Genomic DNA, 21892 nt, shown 5'->3' on the forward strand with positions numbered 1-21892 from the left:
AAACAAGCCCTCGATGGTAGGCAGGCCCCCACTAACAAACATCTTATTTTTTACTCATATTCAGCGAACCATAGAATATTCATTCTCCAATAACACACCATTGAAGCAATGAAAGCCCATAAAGAACTGGACCGCACTGACCGTGCCATCTTGAGTGAGCTGCAAAAAGACGGCACCCTGTCGGTGGCACAGCTGAGTGAAAAGATCGGCCTGTCCACCACCCCGTGTTGGAAACGGGTGAAAGCGATGGAAGAGTCCGGCCTGATCGAAAAGCGCGTGGCCATCGTGAACCGCGAACAAGCCGGCCTGCCGGTCACCGTGTTTGTGAGCCTGCGCACCAACCGGCACGACGAAGCCTGGCTGCGCGAATTCGCCGCCGCGGTGGCCGGCATGCCCGAGGTGCAAGAGTTCCACCGCATGAGCGGCGATGTGGACTACCTGCTCAAGGTGGTGGCTGCCGACATCGCCGGCTACGACCGTTTCTATAAGCGCCTGATCCAGCTCGCAGAGCTCTCTGGCGTGTCATCGGCCTTCTCGATGGAGCAGATCAAGAGCACCACGGCACTACCATTGTGAAAGCAGCTTGCGCATATTCCATGGGCGCTAGCGGCTGATTTGTTTCAGTTAATTACTGCTGTCGGGGCATACATAGCCCAAATCTTAAAAGCCTAGAAGCCCCAGTACACGCAGCCCTACCCACCATCGCAGGGTGGATCTGCGGCACATAGCAACTGAGGGCGTGCCGAGAGTTTCAACCTCCAAAATTTGGTCTTTAATTTTTTTTAATGTAAATTTCCTCAAGCGAATTTCATTTTTTCGGTACAAAAAATTAAAACCAAACGTGACCTCTTTTAATTCAAACAGATTGTTATCGCTTACCTCTGTCGCGTTTTTAGTGGGGTGCACCAGCCTTCACAGGCCTGGCTATGAGGCAGTGACGTACTTCGCGCCAGACTGCGCCAACCAAGCAGCCCAGATGAGATACCTGAATAAATTGAAACATATAAAAAGTAATGATGGTACTAACGAAGTCCGATACAACCAAACAATCGATATTCAAATTGAAAGATTAGCCTACTACTGTGCGAACTCGAAATAAATTGGTAACAGCGACTTTGGGAAGCTTATTACTTCTTAACGGCTGTACAACCACAACAACTGCAGGCATGGATGTTGTGGATCTCAATTACTTCCAAATAGATTGTCGAATCAGGGAGCAGCAGTTGCAGTTTCTACAAAGACAAATTCCCTCGAAAAATGATCGGCTCCTTAATGGCCTTCGTATGACCAGTTTGAGTGGCAATATCTTCAGTGCATTAGAAGGTACTCGCTCTGAAAACCGAGCCACATTCGATGGCAAACAAGCCGCCATCGCTGAGAACTTAATTACTGCTATTCGACGCCATTGCCCACCACTAAAACCTAACACACCGCAATGCTTGCATTTAGAAGAAAACATGCCCAGCGGAGCAAGCTCGGGCACACAGTGCCGAGCAAAGGACGGACGCGCAGCAATCACCCGATGGGAGGCAATGACCAATGAATAAGACTTTTATTACGATATTTATGGCATGGACACTAGTGGGCTGCGGCACTGCAACGCGCACTGATCCACAAGTGTTGTCGGCCAAACTAATTGAAAAAGAAACCCCAGCTTGGTTTTTAAAGCCTGAAACCAATCCCTCCAACCATCAGGCAGTGGGCGATGGCGTCTCAGCCAGCATGAGCGGTGCGCTCAGCAATGCACGAACCGCTGCGTTTGAAGGCCTCTGCCAAAGTGCGGGCTCTGTGGTTCGCAGCCAAAGCAAGCAATTTAGGCAAGACACGGCCCAAAGCAGTCAGCAGGTCAACACCACCGCCACGCGCACCTTTTGTCCAGACCTTGATGTAGCCGCTGCCACGGTAGAAAAACAGCACATTATTCGCGATGGCTCCCGGTTTCGCGCATTTGTACTGCTAAGCCTGAGCAAAGGTGATGCGGGCTCTAGAGACTTTAAATCGACGTCAGAGGCAGAGTTCAAAGAGCTTGATCGTATGAACAGCGAATACAAAAACAACAAGCAATAATCCGCATGAATAAGGGCCTTAAAACAGTAGATTTTGAATTAAGCCAACAGCAAGTTAGCTTAATTAACAATCACTTCAAAAAGAGAGCCTTGGCTTGCAAACTGGAAGATGAAGACACTTCGGGCAGTGTAAAAGTAGTGCTGGAATGGGTTCCCGGCATTGGCCGACATATCACGGCTTACTATGACGGCGAGGTAACTGGAGCTGAGATAGCCTAATGTATATTTATAAAAAAACAGGGGTAAAACTACTCACGCGTTGCGAAGATCCTGCAGAGATTCCTGCCATGGATCGGGCGGTTGCGCTCGCAAGCTGCCAGTTATTAATTGGACTGGACAGAAGCTTTGTAGAAGATATATTTTTTAGCCGCGCCGTCGCCGCATGCAATGGTGCTTGGGTATGGTCGGAGCAAGTACTTCAAGCTATGGCACACGCCATACCGATGCCAGTGCACGACAGCGCGAGCCCCGCTACACCTAAGAGGCAAAGAAGCCCCGCCGTAGACCGCATCCGCCTGTACGGTCGCTCCGAGCTGGGTGCCCCATCGTCCGCACTAGTTACTCCTGAGCGGGTTTTAGAAACCAACAGCAGCACGTTCAGCAACATCGCTTGCAGCGCACAGTTCCGGTTGCAAATTGCCAAAGACACGATCGAGTGGTTATCCAAGGCGCCCGACCCTGCGCTTGAGCTCCAATGCATACAAAGCGCACGCTATTTAGGAGCGTCATTGAGTCTGCCCGCAGTGCAAACGCGGGTGCTTGAGCTGATGGCTTTAGCTTTGGTGAGTGAGCCATTCAAATGCGCGCTTGCGGGCGTTGCTCTGAGCAACATGTCTACCGCAGTAAACATCATTGCTCGGTGGGTTGGTGCCGATCGACTGGCGATTCACACTTTGTTTTCCTCTTACGGGCCTTTGGCGCAAGCCGGAGTGCATGAGGGCATGCTGCGGCAAATTGGTGATTTGGAGTCCGCACTGCGGCTGGACAACTTCGCCTTGGCTACGCAGCTACAGGAAACGCACGTTAGCCAAGAGGCCTTTTTGAACAGTTTTTTGAATTTGGCGGCACCCGCGCAAATCGCGACCGACGCGGTTCCACACCTCTCAGAGTTTCACCTGCTCGCCACGTCACTTCTTGCGCAGGCCGCCGCTGCTGGCCAGCAAGGAGTCAACGTCATGCTTTATGGCGCGCCGGGCTCTGGCAAAACGGAATACGCCAAGTTGCTGGCACAAGAATCCAAATTGGCACTCTACGAAGTACCTTGCGCCACCAATATGGGCAACAGCTTGGAGCCGCACCAACGGCTCGCCTCATTTTTGATGATGCTCAATGCACTCAAGGGGCGAACAGACGCGGCACTGCTGTTCGACGAGTCAGAAGAGGTTTTCGACTTGCCGATAGACCGCGGACAAAAGGTCAATAAAGCGTGGATGAATCAACTCATTGAGCGCACGCCAGTGCCTGTGATTTGGACCGGCAACTCGATCGCTGACGTAGACCCCGCACACCTACGGCGCTTCTCGCTACTGAAAGAGTTCAAAACCGCGCCCAGGGCTGTTAAAGAAAGCTACACACGCAAATACCTGGACGTGCTACAGCTACCTGAGCAGATGCTGCAAACCATCATCGATATGCCCGACTTGACACCAGGTCATATCCAAAACGCCGCTCGCACAGTGACATTGGCTGGCCCGAACAACGATGTGCAAGCCAGCCTCTGGATCAGCGAACAGCTCAATACATCGCGCAAAGCCTTGGGGCTCAGCAGCCTGCAAGCCACAGCAACACAAACAACCGCCTACTCCTCAGAGTTTTTGAATATCTCCCACGGCCCCAGCCCTGAGCGACTTATTGACTACTTGAAACGATCTCCCAAACTGAGCCTGTGCCTCTACGGTACACCGGGCACAGGTAAAACCGGATTCGCAAAACACATAGCTGAATCGCTCGGCCGAGACATCATCATCAAAACAGCCGGTTCACTCTTATCCAAGTACATCGGTGACACCGAACAGCGCATAGGCGCCATGTTTGACGAGGCATCTGCCGCAGGCCCCGAAACCGTGTTGTTACTTGATGAGGCAGATACCTTATTGCGCAACCGCGACGGTGCCCGCTACAGCTGGGAGATTTCTCATACCAATGAATTTCTGACGAGGATGGAAGCATTCCCCGGCACCTTCATTTGCACAACCAACCTGATGAATGAACTGGACTCAGCCATCTTGCGGCGCTTTCAGTTCAAGCTGCGCTTCAATGTGTTGACCACTGAACAGGCAAGTGCAATGTATCAACGCATTTTCTCAGAGGCCGCACCAGCCACATTACATAACGTAGGCGGATTAGTGCCAGCCGATTTTGTAAATGTGCAACGCCAAAAACTGGTGTACGGAGATGAACTGGATTCAGCAGAATATGTAGCCCTGCTGGAGGCAGAGGTAACCAGTAGACGCGGTGGAAATTACTACTACAAATCTATCGGATTTACGACCCGATTAGAAACGTAAAAACGCCATGAACTTTACTTTGGTATTTTCAAACTACGAAGGTTCTGAACTGACTGTCGGGTTGCTCTTCATACCTTGCGCAGCACGGGTGCAAGGCGGCGAGATTTTAGTTATTCCTGATCAAACAACGCCGCATCATCAGCAGGGCAGCTTGGGTAGGCTACTGAATTTAGCGATATTTACGCCCAAACTAAAGATGCGAGCAAAAAACATTTTGCCCGTTATTCACAATACTGGCCACGGTACTGAAGAAGATCTCAGCTCACTCATTACAGATTGCAAATTCGAGGGCCACTCAATTTAAACGATCAATTCGCAATAGCAAACACAATAAGGAAAGTACACCACCTATGGCAAACCTATCTTCTTCTTTAGAGCATTTAATGAAGCAAATTGGAAAGGAGTGCATCTATAAAGAAGGCGGACTGATAATGCATGCACAGCTTTCTGCCGTAAATATCAATGCCGACATGCTCGAGCTAAAGTTTAGAAAGATTCCGTCTCATGGTTTTACAGAGAGAGAGGCAAATGAGTTCAGTTGTAGCGGCATTAAAGAATACATAAACTTTAGTACCAATCGCATTTATATATCTTTGGTGAACATTGAAATTTTTTTTAAAAAGGAGCAGATTAATGGCATTAAAAAATTGATGAAAAATAAACCAAATATAAAATCTTTAACTGACCTTATTCGCGTATATCGGCAGCACAAAAGTACGAAACTGAATTCTTTTGAACAGAACCAAATGGAGCAATCATGAGTGATTTCCGTAAAAACCAGAAAGCTTGTGGAAACTGTGCTTATTGGACAGGACCTAGACAAATAGACACATTTAACTCAATGGCGAAGGTTGATTCGAGCAACGTGTCAGGGCAATGCTCCGCTCCACCCGGAGTTGGGTTTCGCGGAAGTGAGAAACGTGCTATGCACTCATGCTCCGGATGGGTTCTTTGGAATGCCATTCGCTAAACATTGGGCAATTGGGTTTATTGGAAGCAGCCAGCAAGAACACGCAAATTAAATTCAATTTGGTTGAATTTTTCGGGTTTCAAAAAACTGGATTTAAGTAACTTTAATCCACCTTTTTGAAACTATTTCAAGTTAAAGTAACAAAAAAAATGATTGCCACTTCATACTTAAAAAGATTTAAATTTTTCAAAGCTGGTGAAATCTTGGCTCGCAATCAATCAGAAATTTACTACAGATCAGCAGAAGTTGAAATAGATAGCATTGCAGGAGTTTATCTATGGATTACCCGTAATCACAATAATGATCTTGGAGTCATTTATGCAGGCAAGGCTGGATACGGGATCCATAGACGAATAAACCAACACATTGCTGGATACAAAAGAGTACCTGAAAAGTCCGCATTGGTAGCATCAATAGCAGGAAAATGCAAAGGTGCAGCAATTGAAGTTTGGTTTAGAACTTCAGCCTCTTGCCAAGTTGATCTGTTGAGCGGTGAAGTTAGTATGTACTCTATAGAGGAGGAGGCATTAATTAAAAAATTCTCACCACGCTTGAATCGCCAACTGCCGCCAAAAAACTCTATCTGAACTCAGAGCAAGGCCACACATAGAGTCAGATCAAAAAATAATATCATACAAATATCAAATGAACAGTGAAGAATTTTTTGAAATTGACTACACTCTCCTCAACTTGCTTAGGCTTACACCTTGGGAGGGAATTGAAGACAATCACGAACTAAGAGTAACACTCATAACCGAGTTAAGCAAAAAACATGATGTGGCACTTTTTCATTTCAAACTTCTTGGAAGAGAATACGCTGAGGAATTAATTAGTCAAACAACATCGAACATCTCGCGCACGAACTTATTCATTTTCAAAGGAAGTTTACCCCTGTCGCCTGGTCTTGCGACCCCCTGTGTAAACTATACGAGATTAACCCCTGAATTTTCTGCAGTTTTTAATGCAGGAATACTTGAATACATCGACTCTCAAATAATTGACTCCAGATATATCTCTTCTGACGACCTTAAATTAGCGATTGAAGCTGCTGCAGTTTTATGGCTATCTTACATTGAAATAACACAAACCGCTCCAAATCATATTGAACTTTCAATATCACGAAAAACTCGCTCTAAAGTCAAATTTGACATTACCTCTAAAGAATTACCTTATGACGGCGAAGTGCTTATCAACAAGGATACTAATAAAATAAGCATAAAACACTCACACCCTCCATTCATGATTGCTGAACTCGATGACATTTTCATTATTAAACTAAGATCAGAATTAGAGGCAATAAACAATTCAGAAGATCGACTAAAAACATTTACTGAATCAATTGAATTTATTCAGGCAAATGCAAATTCCGAGTTAACTCCAAGAAAGGGAGAGTACAGTTTCCTCGCTGATGCTTTATTGATCTTATTTTCAGGTTTGGCGATCTGGGGGATTTCGTTTCTCATACCTGTTACGTACGCAGCGATTCTTGTGATCGTTATTTCAACCATATTGAGGTTTTTTTGATAAAGACCAACCGCATGAATGCCGATATGGAATTCCTTCTCAACTTCGTGGCCATCGACATCGCCGGCTACGACCGGTTCTACAAGCGCCTGATCCAACTCGCAGAGCTCTCCGGCGTGTCATCGGCGTTCTCGATGGAGCAGATCAAAAGCACCACGGCGCTACCATTGTGATAGCAGCTTGCGCATATTGAACGGGGGCTAGAGGCTGATTTTGATCATATCTATCAGGTGGGTCCATAGCGACTCAACACGTCCGACAGGTACTCAGCCGCCGGGGTGAGCGGAAAGTCCGGGCGCTGGACCATCACAATCGCAGGCGCCGGCAGCGGCTCGCGGATCCGGATGACCTGCAACGCATCCCGGGTCATCGGGAATTCCTCCCACTGAACGGGCAACATCGCCAGCAAGTCGCTGTGGGCCAAGCTCACCATGATGGACATGGCGGAGCTGGCCTGCAGCACCACATGGGGTGCCGTGAGCCCATGGCTCTCGAACAGGCGGGCAATGTCGTCTTCCACGTTGTAGTCCACGCCCGTAATCGCCCAATCCGCCGCTTGCAAGGCCTTCAGTGAGCGCACGTTGGCCAGTGGATGGCCCTTACGGCATACCACGGCGCGCCGGTTCTCAAACATTTTGCGCATCGCCAGGCCCGGGGCCGGGGGTGTCCGCGGCGCCGCCCCCAGATAAAAATCCACCGTGCCATCGCGCAACGGGCCTTCCGCATCCGGGAACAGGCCTTCGATGATTTGCAGCTTCACGCCGGGGTAGCGCGCCCGGAAGGTTTTGAGGGCAAAGGGCAACATGCCCACGTGCGGCATGATCGACAGAGCCACCACCACCGCCCCGCGGTCATCGCCCCGGTGCTGGGCGATTTCGTCTTGGGCCCGGCGGGCTTCATGCACGATATTGCTGGCCCGGATATGAAAGCGCCGCCCGGTGTCGGTGAGCGTCATGCCGGTGGTTTCGCGTGTGAACAGCGAGCCCCCCAACTCCTTCTCCAAGGCACGGATACTGCGTGTGAGCGCAGGCTGCGGCACGCCCAATCGTCGGGCTGCAGAGCGCAGGCTGCCATGTTCCACGATGGCGACAAAGTACTGGAGTTGATCAAGCTTCATGGGAGATGCGAAATATGAATCACGATTTGCAATTTGCCATCTTATGTGAATCACAGGCCACTTCTACAGTCACGCCCAGATCGACATATTCGTCGACGACCACAGGAGACACCATGAAACCCCTATCGCGTCAACGGCGCGCCGTGATTGCGGCCGCCTGCTTGCTGGCCGGTGCCGCCGGAGCCTTTGCACAAAACTGGCCCGCCAAGCCCATTCGCATGATTGTTCCCGCCCAAGCCGGTGCTGCACCGGACGTGGTGGCCCGCCTGATCGGAGACCGCTTGAGCGCCGCACTCGGCCAAGGCGTGGTGGTGGACAACCGCCCAGGTGCAGGTGGCATCCCCGGCATGTCTGCACTGGCCCGCTCAGCCAACGACGGCTACACGATTGGCTTTGTGCCGGCTGCCATGGGCACCATCACGCCCTTGGTGTACAAAAACCCGCAGTTCAACCCCGATACCGATTTGCAATCGGTCGCCACCATCGGCATCAGCCCGCTGATTCTGGTCACCCAGTCTGGCAACAACATCAAGTCGCTGGCGGATCTGGCCAAGGCCTCCAAGGCCCAACCCGGCAAGCTCAACTTTGCAGCGCCGCAAAACAACTCCCTGCCCCACCTCGCAGGAGAGCTGGTCAACAAGTCCGGCAACATGGGCTTGTTCACCGTGCCTTACGCAGGCCCGCCCGCCGCCATCGTGGCGGTCATGACGGGTGAAGTCACCATGACGGCGGACGGCATTCCGGGTCTGCTGCAACACGTCAAGGCCAAAAAACTGCATGCGCTGGCGGTCACGTCGTCCAAACGCCTTCCGGGTTTTGAGGATGTTCCCACGGTGGCCGAGACCTATCCCGGCTTTGAAGCGGTCGGTTGGTTTCAGATCATGGTGCCCGAGGGCACACCGCCCAAGGTGATCGAGACCCTGAACAAAGAGATCAACAAGATCACCCAGTCGGCCGACATCACCGCCCGCCTGTCGGACCTGGGCGTGTACCCGCGCCAAGACAGCGTGGAAGGTGCCCGCGAGTTTTTCGTCAGCCAACAAAAAGCGATGAAAAAGATCGTCGCGGATCTCGGTATCCAGGCCCAGTAAGCCATGGCACCCCTCTCACCTATCCACAGAAAGATTCCCATGAGTGAACGTAAAAAAGCGCTGGTGACCGGCGGAGCCACCGGCATCGGACGCAGCGCTGTGCTGGCCCTTGCCAAGGCTGACTATGACATTGCCATCAACTACGCCTCCAGCGCCAAGGGCGCCGCAGCCACCGCCGCAGAAGCCCAAGCACTGGGCGCTAAGACCCTATTGGTGCAGTGCGATGTGTCAGACGACAGCGCGGTACGCGCCATGATGGCCACGATTGACGCCGAGTTCGGCCACCTCGACGCCCTGATCAACAACGCCGGCACCACCGCGACCTGGAAGGTCAAGGACTTGGAAAGCCTCGACATGGCCGAGTGGGACCGCACTTTTGCCGTGAATGTGCGAGGCACCTTCCAAGTGACGCGCGCAGCCGTGCCGTTGCTCAAAAAGGGAAGCAACCCGGCGGTGGTCAATAGCGCCAGCATCGTGGGCCTGCGCCCGGGGCCACAACCCCTGCCTTACGCAGCGAGCAAAGCAGCGGTGGTCAACCTCACCAAAACACTGGCCTGGAACCTCGGGCCGGATATCCGGGTGAACGCGGTGGCACCGGGCTGGATGGAAGGCGACTGGATGCAGCGCATGCTGGGTGACAAATACGACGACCTCATGGCAAAGCGCGCCAAAGCCACACCGCTCAAGCGCTGCGTGACCTCTGACGATGTCGCTGAAACCATGCTGAACCTGCTCACCGCCAATCGCTTTGTGACCGGCGAGATTGTGGTGATCGATGGTGGCTTCACCAGTTCGACCTGAGACACGGAGGCCCGCCATGTTGCAAGGATTCGTTCCCTACCCCCCTGAATTTGCGGCCCGCTACCGCGCCCGCGGCTATTGGCAAGACAAGTCGCTGGCCCAGGAGTTCAACGCGGTGTATGCGCGCTTCAGCGACCGCACCGCACTCGTCGATGGCGATGTGAGCTTGAGCTATGCCGACCTCGACCGGCTGAGCACCAACTTGGCGCTCAATTTGCTGGAAATCGGACTCCAGCCGCTGGACCGGGTGGTACCCACCCTGCCCAACGTGCATGAGTTTGTGGTTCTGTACTTCGCGCTGCAAAAAATCGGCGCCATCCCGATTGCTGCGCTGGTAACGCACCGCTACGCCGAGATCAGCCAGTTTGTGAATCTCTCAGGCGCCACCACCTGCGTGTATCCGGATGTGATGGGCGACTTTCACTTCTCGCCGGTCATCGACCGTGTGGCCGCTGAAAACAACGCCCTGCGCATACGCATCGTGCTGGGGCAGGCCAAGCCCGGCGAACACTCCCTGCGGGAGCTGATCGACCGCCCTGCGCAGCTGCCGGCATCCCGCTTGGCCGAAATTGCCATCGACCCTACCGACCCCTGCATCTTTCAGCTCTCGGGCGGCACCACAGGTATTCCCAAGCTCATTCCCCGCACCAACAACGACTACGCCTACAACTCCAAAGTGGCAGCCAGCGTGTGCGAGGTCGATGCCGAGTCGGTGCTGCTCCTGGTACTGCCGATCGCCCACAACCTGCCCTTGGCCTGCCCTGGTATTCAAGGCTTTATGTTCAACGGCGCCAAGGTCGTGGTGCACGCCAACACCCGGCCGGCGGAGATGTTTGCGCTGATCCAAAACACAAGGTCACACACTTGAAGGTCGTGCCGGCGTTGTTGATCCGCCTGATCAATGACCCGTCGGTAGGCGACTACGACCTCTCCAGCCTCAAGCTCATCCAGAGTGGCGGGCAGCGCATGCAACCCGAAGTGCGCGCCAAAACCCGGGCCTTGATTCCCGGTGTGTTCGTGCAAGAGAACTTCGGCATGTCTGAAGGCACCCTGATGTTTGTGCGATCCAGCGACCCTGAAGAGGTCAAGCTGGAAACCTGCGGCCGCCCGGTCTGCGAAGACGACGAGGTCAAGCTCTTGGATGAAGATGACCGAGAAGTGGCCCCCGGCGAGGTGGGTGAATTCACGGTGCGTGGCCCCTACACCCTGCGCGGCTATTTCGGCGTGCCGGAGTACAACGCCAAGCAGTTCACCACCGATGGCTTCTACCGCTCCGGCGATTTGATGCGCAAGCATCCCTCCGGTAACTATGTGGTCGAAGGACGCAAAAAAGACCTGATCAACCGTGGCGGCGAAAAGATCAGCGCCGAGGAAGTAGAAAACCTCATCCTCATGCACCCGGCCGTGCAAAACGTGGCCTGCGTGCCCATGCCCGATGCCCACATGGGCGAAAAAATGTGCGCCTTTGTCATCTTGCGGGCCGGCCAGAGCCTGGAGCTCAAAACCCTGGTCGACTTTTTGCTGACCAAAGAAATCGCCAAGTTCAAGCTACCAGAGCGCTTGGAGGTGCTGGCCGATTTTCCGGTATCTACCTTCGGCAAAGTGTCTAAAAAGGCATTGGGCGAAATGGTCGCAAATATGCTTCAAAACAGCCCACAGCCCTCTTAAATACTGCGCAATTAGCTATAAAAACAGGAGCAACCATGAGAATTATCGATCTGCACTGCTACCCCGGCACCCAAACCTGGATTGATGCCCAGGGCCCCTACCCGGAAGCCCTGGCCACCTACTGGAAACGCGACTGGGTTGCCAAGTCGGAAGACGACGTCATTGCCGAGTTCACCAGCGCCGGCGTCGAGGCCTGCCTGGTGGCACTGGATCTGGAAACCACCGTGGCCACCCCGCCCTGCACCAATGAGTATGTGCACGGCATGTGGAAGCGCCATCCGCAACGGGTGATCCAGTGCTGGGGAGCCGTGGAGCCTGCCAAGGGCGAAATCGCGATACGCCAAGTCGAAAAAGCGGTGAAAGAGCTGGGCTTTGTGGGCTTTCACTTTCACCCGATCATGCAGCACTTTGCAGTGAACGACCGGCGCCACTACGACCTCTTTGAGGTCATCAACGGCCTGGGCGCTGCGGTGATGATCGATGTGGGCACCACCGGCATGGGTGCCGGTATGCCCGGGGGACACGGCGCGCGCATCAACCACGCACACCCGTCCGCCATCGACGACCTGGCGGCAGATTTCCCGAACCTGAAGATCATCATGGCCCACCCCGGCTGGCCGTGGGTGGAGGAAACCACCGCCGTTGCGCTGCACAAGGGCAATGTGTACTGGGAAATGTCGGGCTGGGCACCCAAGCACTTTCCGGGCAACCTCAAAGTCGATATTCGCGGCCGCCTGCAAGACAAAATCATGTTCGGCAGCGACTACCCCAGCCTCCCTTACGAGCGCATCTTGCGCGAGTGGGCCGAGCTCGGCTACAAGCCCGAGGTGATGGAAAAAATCATGCACGGCAACGCTGAACGGGTGCTGGGGCTGTGATGGCGCACGCCTACCTGTGTGATGGGGTTCGCACCCCCATTGGCCGCTACGGTGGTGGGCTCTCGGGCATCCGCACCGACGATCTGGGGGCACTCCCCCTGCAGGCGCTGATGGCGCGTCACCCCGGGCTGGATTGGGCACAGTTGGAAGAGGTGTACTACGGCTGCGTCAACCAAGCCGGCGAAGACAACCGCAACGTGGCCCGCATGAGCGCCCTGCTCGCAGGCCTGCCGCCCACGGTGGCAGCTGCCACTGTCAACCGCCTGTGCGGCTCCGGCCTGGAGGCGGTTGCCAGCGCAGCCCGCGGCATCGGGTGCGGCCAGCTGGATCTGGCCATCGCGGGCGGGGTCGAGAGCATGAGCCGCGCCCCTATGGTCATGCCCAAAGCCACCAGCGCGTTTTCGCGGCAGGCAGAGATTTACGACTCCACCATCGGCTGGCGCTTCGTTAACCCCGCAATGCAACGCCTCTATGGCATCGACTCCATGGGCGAGACCGCAGAAAACGTGGCCGAGGAACACGGCATCAGCCGTGCCGACCAAGACGCCTTTGCCCTGCGCAGCCAACAACGCGCAGCAGCGGCCCAACGCAGTGGCGTACTGGGGCAAGAAATCATCCCGGTCATCGTGCCCGGCAGCAAGCGCGGCACAACCCTGCAGATCACCGAAGACGAGCACCCGCGTGCAGACACCACCCTGGAGAGTCTTGCCCGCCTCAAACCGGCATTCCGGGAAGGTGGCAGCGTCACCGCAGGCAATGCGTCCGGGGTGAACGATGGTGCAGCAGCGCTCCTGCTCGCCGGCGAAGCAGGGGTGGCGCGCCATGGCCTGCAGCCCTTGGCCCGCATCACCGGCTTCGCCACTGCAGGCGTGCTCCCACGCGTGATGGGGATCGGGCCGGTACCCGCAGTTCAAAAATTGCTGGCCCAGACCGGCTTGCAGATCACTGATTTTGATGTGATTGAACTCAACGAAGCCTTTGCGGCACAGGGCCTGGCCGTATTGCGCAGCCTCGGCTTGCCCGACGACGCAGAGCACATCAATCCGCATGGCGGTGCCATCGCCTATGGCCATCCGCTGGGCATGTCGGGGGTGCGGCTGACGCTGACAGCAGCGCTACAACTGAAGCGCACCGGTGGTCGCCGGGCACTGGTGACCATGTGTATCGGCGTGGGCCAAGGCATTGCACTGGCTATTGAACGCGTTTGAAAGCAACCATGAGCACAGACCCTATTCAATTCACCCGCCATGGCCATCTGGCCCTGCTCACCCTGAACCGCCCCGACACCCGCAACGCCTTGAGTGGTGAGGAGATGTTTGCAGCCTTCGAGCAGCTGTTTGCAGAGATGAACGCCGACCTCTCGATTCGCGCTGCCGTGCTGACCGGCGCGGGCAGTGCCTTTTGCTCTGGGGGCAATGTGGCGGAAATGCGCGACCGCACCGGCATGTTCGGTGGCTCGCCCGCACAAATTGCTGCCAATTACCGGGCGGGTATTCAGCGCATACCGCGGGCGTTTCAAACCCTGCAAGTGCCCATCATTGCCGCGGTCAATGGTGCGGCCATAGGTGCGGGCAACGATCTGGCTTGCATGTGCGACATCCGGATTGCCGCAGACACCGCGCGCTTTGCAGAGAGCTTCGTGAAAGTCGGCATCGTCCCGGGAGACGGTGGCTGCTGGTTGCTGCCACGGGTGGTCGGCTGGTCCAAAGCGGCCGAACTGGCCCTGACCGGCGACACTATCGATGCGGCCGAGGCGCTGCGCATTGGACTGGTAAGCCAGGTTGTGCCTGCCGGCCAACTGCTGGAGGCCGCCATGGCCCTTGGCCAGCGGATTGCCGCCAACCCGCCGCAGGTATTGCGCTGGACTAAGCAATTACTCCAAGAGGGGCGCGACAGCACCCTCGACCAGGCGCTGGACTCTGCAGGCCAATTTCAGGGCATGGCGCACCACACCGCAGACCACGCAGAGGCCGTATCTGCATTTTTTGAAAAACGCGCCCCGGTCTTCGGTAACGACGGCGCATCACAACCGGGTACCCCTACATGAGCCCCTTGCTCCGTGAAAACGCAACACCCGGTGTGGTGCTGCTGCGTCTGCACCGACCGGAGGTACTCAACGCACTGAACCTGGCCCTGCGGCAGGCACTGGCAGATGCCTTTCACGCACTCGACCGAGACCCAGGGGTCCATGCGATTGTGATTGGCGGGAGTGAGCGGGCCTTTTGCGCGGGTGCCGACTTGCAGGAATATGTAGACGCCACCCCTACCGACATCCTGGCCAGGCAGATGGACCAGCTCTGGGGTGCCATCAGCGGGTGCAGCAAGCCGGTGATCGCCGCGGTACGTGGCCATGCCCTTGGCGGTGGCTGCGAGCTGGCCATGCACGCCGACATCATCATTGCCGGCCAAGGCGCCCGCTTCGGCCAACCGGAAATCAAAATCGGCATCATGCCCGGTGGCGGTGCCACCCAGCGGCTCACCCGGGCAGTGGGCAAGTTTGCCGCCATGAAAATTTTGCTTAGCGGAGAGCCCTTCACGGCCACCGAGGCCTTGGCTATGGGCTTGGCCAGTGAAGTCGTGCCTGACGCCGAGGTGGAGCAGCGTGCCATAGAGCTCGCCACCCACTTGGCCAGCCTGCCGGTGCAAGCCTTGAAATTCATCAAAGAGGCCGTGCTGGAAGGTATGAATCTTCCCCTGGCCCAAGGCTTGGCGTGGGAGCGCAAATCGTTTCAGTTATTGTTTGCCACCCCTGACAAGACAGAGGGCATTCGCGCGCGCCTTGAAAAGCGCCCTGCGGTATTTGCACACCATGACCACTGACCTCACATTCGCCCCGACGCACATTCCCGCACAGTTGCCCGCCGCAATACAGGCCGCGCTCCAAGCCATGGGGCCGGTCGTCGCACCGCAGCCCACCGAGGTGCTGTTTGCGCCCCTGCACTCCAAAACGGTGCCGCAGGACGTCCGGATTGAGCGTGACGTGCCCTACGGACCCGATGCCCGGAACCGGCTAGACATTTTTACGCCGCTTACTGGCACCGGGCCGCTGCCTGTCTTGCTATTTGTGCATGGCGGCGCCTTTATGCGGGGTGACCGGCGTATTGGCGACGGCACGTTTCACGACAACATGGGTCTTTGGGCAGCGCGCCACGGGATGGTGGGGGTCAACATGTCGTACCGGCTTGCGCCAGAGCACGGCTGGCCCTGCGCGCAGCGCGATATTCAAGCCGCCATCCAGCACTTGCGCACAGCCCCTGCTTTGAGCAACCGGCTTGGCGGCCCCCTTGTACTCATGGGGCACTCCGCCGGAGCAGCCCATGTGGCCCAGTATGTGGCCATGCCAGAGTTCCATCAACAAGTTGGAGTCGGGGTGCGGGCTGCAGTTTTGTTGTCCGGCCTGTTCGACCCGGTGACTGCGGAGCACAACCCGCCACTCAAGGCCTATTTCGGGGCCGATGCGACCCGCTACAGCGAGCGCTCAGCCGTGCCCGGCCTGCTGAAATCGGCTGTGCCCCTGTGGATTGGTTATGCAGAACTCGACCCGCCGGATTTTGTACAACAGGCCCACCAGTTAGGGGCTGCCCTGCAACGCGCCGGCAAACCCACCCCGGTGCACAGGCTGGATGGGCACAGCCATATGTCAGAGCTATACGCCATCGGCACCGCAGACACCTCCCTCTCGGAGCCACTGATTCGCTTCATGCAAGGCGCCATCTCGCTATAAATTCAATAGCTACCTGCGCATATAGAATAGGGGCTAGAGGCTGATTCGGCTTAAAAATCCATCTGATTCATTCAACGCAGGCCGAAACTGGCTTGTGGCTGCGGGCGTAGCCGCCATCCCCGCGCTGAAACACCTTGTCGCTTAGCAGCACCTCGCCCGGCGCATAGGTTGGGCCGCTGTTGAGCCGCTCGTACACCGGGTCAAAGTCGATGCGGGCCAGGTCGAGCAAGTCGCTCAGGCTGTCGAGTACGAAGTAGCACTCTTGGAAATCGTCAATCCGATAGCGGGTGCGCATGACGCGCTCCAACTCAAAGCCGATGCGGTGGGGCGATGGGCTTTGCACCGCGAAGCCACTTTCGGTGAATGACGAGGCAATGCCTGCACCGTAGATGCGCAAAGCCTCCTCAGCGCCGCTTGCGCCCTGCACCTGTTCTTTGACCAGACCGAACTCCACCGTGTACCAATACACCCGCGCCAACTCGGTGAGTTTGCCGATGCGCTGGGCGCGCAGGCCGGCTTGGCCATAGAGCTGGATGAAGTCCGCCATGACCGGGTGCATCAGCATAGGCACATGGCCGAACACGTCGTGGAACACGTCGGGCTCTTGCAGGTAGTCCAGCTGGTCAGCACCACGGATGAAGTTGCCGCTCGGAAAGCGCCGGTTCGCCAGGTGATTAAAAAACACCTCGTCCGGCACCAGACCCGGCACGGCCACCACCTGCCAGCCGGTGCCGGGCATCAACACTTCGTTGAGCGCGGCAAAGTCGGGAATGGCGTCTGCACTCAAGGGCAAGGCGTGCATGCCTTCCACAAACTCGCGGCAGGCCAGTTGGGGTAGTAAAGCGGTCTGGCGCTCAAACAGCGTCTTCCAGACCGCGTGGTCTGCGGCGCTGTAGTGCGCCCAGTGTTGGGGGATGGTGTAGTCGTCCACCGGCCACCCCTCTTAACGCACCGCCAGCAAGGTGCCCCGGCAATCGCCAAAGCCGATACGCCGCGCACCCGCAGCCTCGCAGGCACCACGCAGGATGATCGTGTCGCCATCTTGCAAAAAAGTGCGTACTTCGCCGTTGGGCAAGGTGATGGGCTGCTTGCCACCCTGGGTCAGCTCCAAGAGTGAGCCGCCCTGCTCTGGCGCCGGGCCGGACAAGGTGCCGGTGCCCAGCAGGTCACCCGCGCGCAGGTTGCAACCGTTGACCGTGTGGTGGGCGACCAGCTGCGCCAGCGTCCAGTACGCGTCCCGCATGTTGGACTGTGAGAGACGCACTCCAGCGTCGCCAGCGGCGCGCATGGCGGGCGTTTGCAGCCAGACTTCGAGTTGCACATCCAGCGCGCCCTGTGCGCGGTTGGCCTCGCCGTCCAGATACGGCAGCGGCTGCGGGTCGGCCGCATCTCGCACAAAGGGCGCGCGAAACGGAGCCAGCGCTTCCATGGTCACCAACCAGGGCGACACGGTGGTGGCGAAGTTTTTGGCCAGAAAGGGGCCCAGGGGTTGGTATTCCCAAGCCTGCACATCGCGTGCGCTCCAGTCGTTTAGCAGCGTGAGGCCGAAGACGTGCTCTTCTGCATCCGCTATAGAAACAGGAGCGCCTAAAGCATTACCCATGCCGACCCAAACCCCGAGTTCAAGCTCATAGTCGATCCGCGCACTGGGCCCGAAATCCGGTACCGTGGCACCCGGCTTGAGAGTTTGGCCCATGGGGCGATGAAACTGCTGGCCGCTCGCGCCGATGCTGCTGGCCCGCCCGTGGTAGCCGATGGGTACCCACTTGTAGTTGGGCAGCAGTGGGTTATCGGGGCGGAAGAGCTTGCCCACCGTGGTGGCGTGGTGGATGCCGGTGTAGAAGTCGGTGTAGTCGCCCACCTCGCAGGGCAAGCCCAGCTCGACTTCGGTCTGGCGCAGGAGAGCATCGGCCCAGACTTTTTGCAGGGCCGAGCCCTCGCGCAGGCCTTCCCAGATGGCCAGTCGCAAAGCGCGGCGCTGCGCCACCGGTGCGGCCATCAGGCGGTGCATGTCGTTGTGGTCGATCAGGCCGGTGGCGTGCAGGTCCAACACGCGGTCGCCAATGGCCACGCCGATTTGCCAAGGCTCCAACTCGTTGTGGCGGAAGCGGCCGAAGGGCAGGTTCTGGATCGGGAAGTCGGTGCCCGGCGCATTGGCAGACTCGACCCAGCTTTGCGTGTCGGGTGCGTGGGTGGCGTCCAAGCCTTGGGGCACTGCGCTCATGCTTTCGCTCCAAATTCGTTGGCATGCAAAAAGGCGGCGTGTTTGGGCGCGCGCTTGGTCACGCTCCACTCCTCCAACATGGCCCATTTCACCTTGTCCATTTGCGCCAGCTTGGCCTGTTCGTCGGGGTCCGGGCAAGACAGCTCCAGCCGGTGGCCGTTGGGGTCAAAGAAGTAAATGCTGTGGAACATGCCGTGGTCGGTCACGCCCAACACATCCACGCCTTGGGCTTCGAGGTGGGCTTTGAACTCCAGCAGCTCTGCCCTGTCTTTCACCTTGAAGGCGATGTGCTGCACCCAGGCAGGCGTGTTGGGGTCGCGGCCCATAGGGGGTTGGGTGGGCAACTCAAAGAAAGCCAGCACATTGCCCTGCCCTGCGTCCAAAAAGACGTGCATATAAGGGTCTGGCGCTTTGGTGCTGGGCACCAGGTCTTCGGCGATGGCCAGCACAAAGTCCATGTGCAGCATCTTCTGGTACCAGAGCACGGTTTCTTTGGCGTCTTTGCAGCGGTAGGCCACGTGGTGGATGCGTTCTATTTTCATGGGGTCTCCTCGGGTCGCGTGCTGTATAACTTATGCCACTTCGAGTGCGCCACGGCGCATCTGGTCGCGCTCCAGCGATTCAAACAAGGCCTTGAAGTTGCCTTCGCCAAAGCCCTCATCGCCTCGGCGCTGGATGAACTCAAAAAACACCGGGCCGAGCTGGGTTTGCGAAAAGATTTGCAGCAGCAGGCGCGGTTGACCAGAACCGGAAGCCCCTTCGGTAGCGTCCGTGCTGCCATCCAGCAAGATACCGCGGCTCTGCAACTCTGCCACGGGCTGACCGTGCCCGGGCAGGCGGCCTTCCAGCATTTCGTAGTACACATCGTTGGGCGCGGTCATCAAGGGCACACCCGCCATGGCCAGCTTGTCCACGGTGCTCACCAGGTCGTCACAAATCAGCGCGATGTGCTGAATGCCCTCGCCGTTGAACTGCATCAGGTATTCCTCGATCTGGCCGCCGCCCTGGCGGGACTCTTCGTTCAAGGGGATGCGGATCTTGCCGTCCGGCGCGGTCATGGCCTTGGAGGTCAGACCGGTGTACTCGCCTTTGATGTCGAAGTAACGAATCTCGCGGAAGTTGAAAAGGCGCTCGTAAAAGTCGGCCCAAAAAGCCATGCGGCCGCGGTAGACGTTGTGGGTCAGGTGGTCGATCAACTTCAAGCCATGGCCCACCGGGTGACGGTCCACGCCCTCGATGAATTCAAAGTCGATGTCGTAAATCGACTTGCCGTCTTCAAAGCGGTCGATCAGATACAAAGGCGCGCCGCCAATGCCTTTGATGGCAGGCAGGTTCAGCTCCATGGGGCCGGGGCGCAGCTCTACGGGCTGGGCACCCAGTTCGAGCGCTCGGTTGTAGGCGTGGTGCGAGTCTTTCACGCGGAATGCCATGCCGCAGGCGCTGGGGCCGTGCTCAGCGGCAAAGTAACCGGCCACGCTCTTGGGCTCGCGGTTAACGATGAAATTGATATCGCCCTGGCGGTACAGCACCACGTCTTTGGAACGGTGCTTGGCAACCAGCGTGAAGCCCATGCGCTCAAACACCGGCTCGATCACGCCCGCGACGGGCGAAGCGAATTCCACAAATTCGAAGCCCATCAGGCCCATCGGGTTCTCGAACAAATCTCCGCTAGCTCCGCTGGTGTTGGTAGTGGTCATGGTGCTGCTCCTCGAACGCTGTTTTGAAAGCGTTAATTGTGGTCAAACCTGCCTGCAAAGGGTATGCAAATTAGCGGGACTACGCACAGCCACATGCATAATTTGTGCATGAAGATGATTAAAGACGAAGATTCGTTGCTTGATAGCTTTGATATCAGCCTTCTTGCTGCACTGCAGCGAGATTCGCACGCCACCCACCAGCAAATCGGGGAGCAGGTGCATTTGTCGGCGTCCCAAGTCAGCCGGCGGGTGCAGCGGCTGCAGGCGGCCGGCATCATCCGGCGCTATGTGGCGCTGCTGGAGCCGCAGGCTATTGGCTTGGGCGTTCGCGCGATCAGCTACGTGACACTCACCCGGCACAGCGGTGATGAGGGACTGGCTTTTGAGCGGGAGATTGCCGCCTTCCCCGAAGTGTTGGAGTGTTACTCGGTCGCGGGTGAGTCGGACTACATCCTGCAGATCGTGGCTGCCGATCTGGGCGTGCTCTCTGAGCAGGTGTTGCGCCGCCTGACCAGGATTCAGGGGGTCGGCAGCATCCGGTCGAATATTGTGTTGGGGCGCATCAAAAGCAGCACCGAGCTGCCCTTGGGCCACTTAAAGCGCAGCTCGGCATAAGACCTCCGGTGCGCGGACTGCCTTAACGCACTGCGGCCTTGGTGCCTTGCACGTCAACCTCGACCCGGCGATCCCGCTGCAAGCAGGCAATCAACGCCGCCCGCTTTCCACCAGGGCAATCGGCCAAGGCTGTCAGCGGGTTGGACTCGCCTTCACCATAGGCCAGAATGCTCGCAGGTGACACGCCCTTGCTCACCAGGTAGTCGCTGACTGCAGTGGCGCGGCGCAATGACAGCTTCTGGTTGTATGCCGTGCTGCCAATGCGATCGGTATAGCCCCGCACGTGGATAGCATCAAACGTGCTGCCACTGAGCTCCACGGCCAAGCCGTCTAGCATCGCGGTGCCATTCGGTCCGAGAACGGATTGATCGAAACCAAACAGCGCGTCTGCCGAAAAGTTCAGGCGTTGCGCCGGCATCGGAATCAAAGCCGGAGCCGCCGGCGGCGCAGCCCGTGCCGGCTCTACAGGGGCAGGCGCTGGTGCTGGCACCACGACCGGCGCAGCGGCCATGATGACCGCGTCGCAGGGCGCTACTGCCAATGCGGGCGTCCACGCCCCGTTGCGCCAGCACTGACCGGGGGTGGCACTGCCCACGAAGCTGCCAGCCCCGTCCAGCAAGTACCCCCGGGTATCTGGCGCCTGCGCCAAGCCAAGCCCGGACGACATCGCCAGTGCCAGCCCCGCGACCAGCGGGGCCCTGCGAAATGCACCTTGTTGGATGTGCGTCATACCTTACTCCTTAGACCGGTGGTTCAAGGACGCACCGACACTTCGTTCTTCACCGCCCGAACCCCGCTCACACCCCGTGCAATGCGCTCTGCCGAGTTCTTTTCAAGCACGCTTTTCGCAAAGCCGGAGAGCATCACGGTGCCCTTCATGGTCTCTACGCTGATGGCGCCGGCGTCCACTTCTTTGCTTTCGACAAAGCGGCTTTTCACCTGGGTGGTGATCGTGGCGTCGTCCACATAGGCGCCCATCGTTTCCTGCCCCCGCTGCACTGCGCAACCTG

General features: G+C 57.1%; 25 protein-coding genes and 2 pseudogenes. 20 read left to right on the top strand and 7 right to left on the bottom strand.

Going from position 1 to position 21892, the window contains the following annotated elements:
* The first annotated feature begins 108 nt into the window (after positions 1-108).
* The 10 genes and pseudogenes from RAE19_RS01265 to RAE19_RS01310 form a co-directional block, all read left to right on the top strand.
* Positions 109-576, top strand: a complete 468-nt coding sequence (locus RAE19_RS01265; RefSeq protein WP_313873213.1) for an Lrp/AsnC family transcriptional regulator — start codon at positions 109-111, stop codon at positions 574-576.
* A 590-nt stretch (positions 577-1166) separates the two neighbouring features.
* A complete protein-coding gene (locus RAE19_RS01270) occupies positions 1167-1547 on the top strand; it encodes a hypothetical protein (protein WP_313873214.1) in 381 nt (126 codons plus the stop codon).
* Complete coding sequence (locus RAE19_RS01275; RefSeq protein WP_313873215.1) at positions 1540-2067, top strand: hypothetical protein; 528 nt, start codon at positions 1540-1542, stop codon at positions 2065-2067. Before RAE19_RS01270 ends, RAE19_RS01275 begins: the two co-directional genes overlap by 8 nt.
* Before the next feature lie 5 nt (positions 2068-2072).
* Positions 2073-2285, top strand: a complete 213-nt coding sequence (locus tag RAE19_RS01280; protein ID WP_313873216.1) for a hypothetical protein — start codon at positions 2073-2075, stop codon at positions 2283-2285.
* A gap of 206 nt (positions 2286-2491) precedes the next feature.
* Positions 2492-4573, top strand: a complete 2082-nt coding sequence (locus RAE19_RS01285; protein ID WP_313873217.1) for an AAA family ATPase — start codon at positions 2492-2494, stop codon at positions 4571-4573.
* Positions 4574-4580: 7 nt separating this feature from the next.
* A complete protein-coding gene (locus tag RAE19_RS01290; protein ID WP_313873218.1) occupies positions 4581-4877 on the top strand; it encodes a hypothetical protein in 297 nt (98 codons plus the stop codon).
* A 46-nt stretch (positions 4878-4923) separates the two neighbouring features.
* Positions 4924-5334 (top strand): hypothetical protein, encoded by a 411-nt coding sequence (locus RAE19_RS01295; protein WP_313873219.1) that lies wholly within the window; start codon positions 4924-4926, stop codon positions 5332-5334.
* Positions 5335-5659: 325 nt separating this feature from the next.
* On the top strand, positions 5660-6130 hold the full coding sequence (locus tag RAE19_RS01300; RefSeq protein ID WP_313873220.1) for a hypothetical protein: 471 nt from the start codon (positions 5660-5662) through the stop codon (positions 6128-6130).
* 58 nt (positions 6131-6188) lie between these two features.
* Positions 6189-7067 carry a hypothetical protein gene (locus tag RAE19_RS01305; RefSeq protein ID WP_313873221.1) on the top strand — a complete coding sequence of 293 codons (879 nt, stop codon included), beginning with the start codon at positions 6189-6191 and terminating at the stop codon, positions 7065-7067.
* Between the two features lie 8 nt (positions 7068-7075).
* A pseudogene (locus RAE19_RS01310) lies at positions 7076-7240 on the top strand (transcriptional regulator); the annotation flags it as partial.
* A 53-nt stretch (positions 7241-7293) separates the two neighbouring features.
* On the opposite strand, the gene RAE19_RS01315 reads toward RAE19_RS01310, so the two are convergent.
* Complete coding sequence (locus RAE19_RS01315; RefSeq protein WP_313873222.1) at positions 7294-8184, bottom strand: LysR substrate-binding domain-containing protein; 891 nt, start codon at positions 8182-8184, stop codon at positions 7294-7296.
* Between the two features lie 113 nt (positions 8185-8297).
* Here RAE19_RS01315 and RAE19_RS01320 point away from each other — a divergent pair, with 113 nt between their 5' ends.
* The 9 genes and pseudogenes from RAE19_RS01320 (at position 8298) to RAE19_RS01360 (ending at position 16346) form a co-directional block, all read left to right on the top strand.
* Positions 8298-9275, top strand: coding sequence for a Bug family tripartite tricarboxylate transporter substrate binding protein (locus tag RAE19_RS01320; protein ID WP_313873223.1), 978 nt, complete (start codon positions 8298-8300; stop codon positions 9273-9275).
* A gap of 39 nt (positions 9276-9314) precedes the next feature.
* Positions 9315-10076: an SDR family NAD(P)-dependent oxidoreductase gene (locus tag RAE19_RS01325; RefSeq protein ID WP_313873224.1), complete on the top strand. Its 762-nt coding sequence runs from the start codon at positions 9315-9317 to the stop codon at positions 10074-10076.
* 16 nt (positions 10077-10092) lie between these two features.
* Positions 10093-11237: pseudogene (locus tag RAE19_RS01330) on the top strand (AMP-binding protein); the annotation flags it as partial.
* A 267-nt stretch (positions 11238-11504) separates the two neighbouring features.
* On the top strand, positions 11505-11744 hold the full coding sequence (locus tag RAE19_RS01335) for a hypothetical protein (RefSeq protein WP_313876153.1): 240 nt from the start codon (positions 11505-11507) through the stop codon (positions 11742-11744).
* 35 nt (positions 11745-11779) lie between these two features.
* Positions 11780-12622 carry an amidohydrolase family protein gene (locus tag RAE19_RS01340; RefSeq protein WP_313873225.1) on the top strand — a complete coding sequence of 281 codons (843 nt, stop codon included), beginning with the start codon at positions 11780-11782 and terminating at the stop codon, positions 12620-12622.
* Positions 12622-13830 (top strand): 3-oxoadipyl-CoA thiolase, encoded by a 1209-nt coding sequence (gene pcaF, locus RAE19_RS01345; protein ID WP_313873226.1) that lies wholly within the window; start codon positions 12622-12624, stop codon positions 13828-13830. The genes RAE19_RS01340 and pcaF overlap by 1 nt, the downstream gene beginning before the upstream one ends.
* Positions 13831-13838: 8 nt before the next feature.
* Positions 13839-14669 carry a crotonase/enoyl-CoA hydratase family protein gene (locus RAE19_RS01350; RefSeq protein WP_313873227.1) on the top strand — a complete coding sequence of 277 codons (831 nt, stop codon included), beginning with the start codon at positions 13839-13841 and terminating at the stop codon, positions 14667-14669.
* A complete protein-coding gene (locus tag RAE19_RS01355; protein WP_313873228.1) occupies positions 14666-15442 on the top strand; it encodes an enoyl-CoA hydratase-related protein in 777 nt (258 codons plus the stop codon). The genes RAE19_RS01350 and RAE19_RS01355 overlap by 4 nt, the downstream gene beginning before the upstream one ends.
* Positions 15432-16346 (top strand): alpha/beta hydrolase, encoded by a 915-nt coding sequence (locus RAE19_RS01360; protein WP_313873229.1) that lies wholly within the window; start codon positions 15432-15434, stop codon positions 16344-16346. Before RAE19_RS01355 ends, RAE19_RS01360 begins: the two co-directional genes overlap by 11 nt.
* 67 nt (positions 16347-16413) lie before the next feature.
* On the opposite strand, the gene phhA is transcribed toward RAE19_RS01360, so the two are convergent.
* Genes phhA through hppD form a run of 4 tightly spaced genes read right to left on the bottom strand, consistent with a single transcriptional unit; the run spans position 16414 to position 20267 of the window.
* A complete protein-coding gene (gene phhA / locus RAE19_RS01365) occupies positions 16414-17277 on the bottom strand; it encodes a phenylalanine 4-monooxygenase (protein WP_313873230.1) in 864 nt (287 codons plus the stop codon).
* Between the two features lie 12 nt (positions 17278-17289).
* Positions 17290-18570: a fumarylacetoacetase gene (fahA, locus tag RAE19_RS01370; protein WP_313873231.1), complete on the bottom strand. Its 1281-nt coding sequence runs from the start codon at positions 18568-18570 to the stop codon at positions 17290-17292.
* Entirely contained in the window at positions 18567-19112 is a 546-nt protein-coding gene (locus RAE19_RS01375) for a VOC family protein (RefSeq protein WP_313873232.1), read from the bottom strand. Before RAE19_RS01375 ends, fahA begins: the two co-directional genes overlap by 4 nt.
* Before the next feature lie 30 nt (positions 19113-19142).
* Entirely contained in the window at positions 19143-20267 is a 1125-nt protein-coding gene (hppD, locus tag RAE19_RS01380) for a 4-hydroxyphenylpyruvate dioxygenase (protein ID WP_313873233.1), read from the bottom strand.
* 108 nt (positions 20268-20375) lie between these two features.
* On the opposite strand from hppD, the gene RAE19_RS01385 reads away from it, so the two are divergent.
* A complete protein-coding gene (locus tag RAE19_RS01385) occupies positions 20376-20882 on the top strand; it encodes an Lrp/AsnC family transcriptional regulator (RefSeq protein ID WP_430962501.1) in 507 nt (168 codons plus the stop codon).
* Between the two features lie 22 nt (positions 20883-20904).
* Here the strand turns inward: RAE19_RS01385 and RAE19_RS01390 are convergent, their stop codons facing one another.
* Positions 20905-21612, bottom strand: a complete 708-nt coding sequence (locus RAE19_RS01390) for an OmpA family protein (RefSeq protein WP_313873234.1) — start codon at positions 21610-21612, stop codon at positions 20905-20907.
* A 23-nt stretch (positions 21613-21635) separates the two neighbouring features.
* Entirely contained in the window at positions 21636-21860 is a 225-nt protein-coding gene (locus RAE19_RS01395) for a BON domain-containing protein (protein ID WP_313876155.1), read from the bottom strand.
* Positions 21861-21892 lie beyond the last annotated feature (32 nt).

This window comes from Rhodoferax potami (genome assembly GCF_032193805.1).
GTDB classification, from domain to species: domain Bacteria; phylum Pseudomonadota; class Gammaproteobacteria; order Burkholderiales; family Burkholderiaceae_C; genus Allorhodoferax; species Allorhodoferax potami_A.

Coding starts and splice junctions, on each gene's coding strand:
- RAE19_RS01290 (WP_313873218.1), top strand. CDS start 4,581: ATGAACTTTACTTTGGTATTTTCAAACTACGAAGGTTCTGAACTGACT.
- RAE19_RS01385 (WP_430962501.1), top strand. CDS start 20,376: ATGAAGATGATTAAAGACGAAGATTCGTTGCTTGATAGCTTTGATATC.
- RAE19_RS01325 (WP_313873224.1), top strand. CDS start 9,315: ATGAGTGAACGTAAAAAAGCGCTGGTGACCGGCGGAGCCACCGGCATC.
- RAE19_RS01375 (WP_313873232.1), bottom strand. CDS start 19,112: ATGAAAATAGAACGCATCCACCACGTGGCCTACCGCTGCAAAGACGCC.
- RAE19_RS01315 (WP_313873222.1), bottom strand. CDS start 8,184: ATGAAGCTTGATCAACTCCAGTACTTTGTCGCCATCGTGGAACATGGC.
- RAE19_RS01275 (WP_313873215.1), top strand. CDS start 1,540: ATGAATAAGACTTTTATTACGATATTTATGGCATGGACACTAGTGGGC.
- RAE19_RS01335 (WP_313876153.1), top strand. CDS start 11,505: ATGCCCGATGCCCACATGGGCGAAAAAATGTGCGCCTTTGTCATCTTG.
- hppD (WP_313873233.1), bottom strand. CDS start 20,267: ATGACCACTACCAACACCAGCGGAGCTAGCGGAGATTTGTTCGAGAAC.
- RAE19_RS01350 (WP_313873227.1), top strand. CDS start 13,839: ATGAGCACAGACCCTATTCAATTCACCCGCCATGGCCATCTGGCCCTG.
- RAE19_RS01285 (WP_313873217.1), top strand. CDS start 2,492: ATGGCACACGCCATACCGATGCCAGTGCACGACAGCGCGAGCCCCGCT.
- RAE19_RS01265 (WP_313873213.1), top strand. CDS start 109: ATGAAAGCCCATAAAGAACTGGACCGCACTGACCGTGCCATCTTGAGT.
- RAE19_RS01360 (WP_313873229.1), top strand. CDS start 15,432: ATGACCACTGACCTCACATTCGCCCCGACGCACATTCCCGCACAGTTG.
- pcaF (WP_313873226.1), top strand. CDS start 12,622: ATGGCGCACGCCTACCTGTGTGATGGGGTTCGCACCCCCATTGGCCGC.
- RAE19_RS01395 (WP_313876155.1), bottom strand. CDS start 21,860: ATGGGCGCCTATGTGGACGACGCCACGATCACCACCCAGGTGAAAAGC.
- RAE19_RS01295 (WP_313873219.1), top strand. CDS start 4,924: ATGGCAAACCTATCTTCTTCTTTAGAGCATTTAATGAAGCAAATTGGA.
- RAE19_RS01305 (WP_313873221.1), top strand. CDS start 6,189: ATGAACAGTGAAGAATTTTTTGAAATTGACTACACTCTCCTCAACTTG.
- RAE19_RS01270 (WP_313873214.1), top strand. CDS start 1,167: ATGGATGTTGTGGATCTCAATTACTTCCAAATAGATTGTCGAATCAGG.
- RAE19_RS01280 (WP_313873216.1), top strand. CDS start 2,073: ATGAATAAGGGCCTTAAAACAGTAGATTTTGAATTAAGCCAACAGCAA.
- fahA (WP_313873231.1), bottom strand. CDS start 18,570: ATGAGCGCAGTGCCCCAAGGCTTGGACGCCACCCACGCACCCGACACG.
- RAE19_RS01390 (WP_313873234.1), bottom strand. CDS start 21,612: ATGACGCACATCCAACAAGGTGCATTTCGCAGGGCCCCGCTGGTCGCG.
- RAE19_RS01340 (WP_313873225.1), top strand. CDS start 11,780: ATGAGAATTATCGATCTGCACTGCTACCCCGGCACCCAAACCTGGATT.
- RAE19_RS01320 (WP_313873223.1), top strand. CDS start 8,298: ATGAAACCCCTATCGCGTCAACGGCGCGCCGTGATTGCGGCCGCCTGC.
- RAE19_RS01355 (WP_313873228.1), top strand. CDS start 14,666: ATGAGCCCCTTGCTCCGTGAAAACGCAACACCCGGTGTGGTGCTGCTG.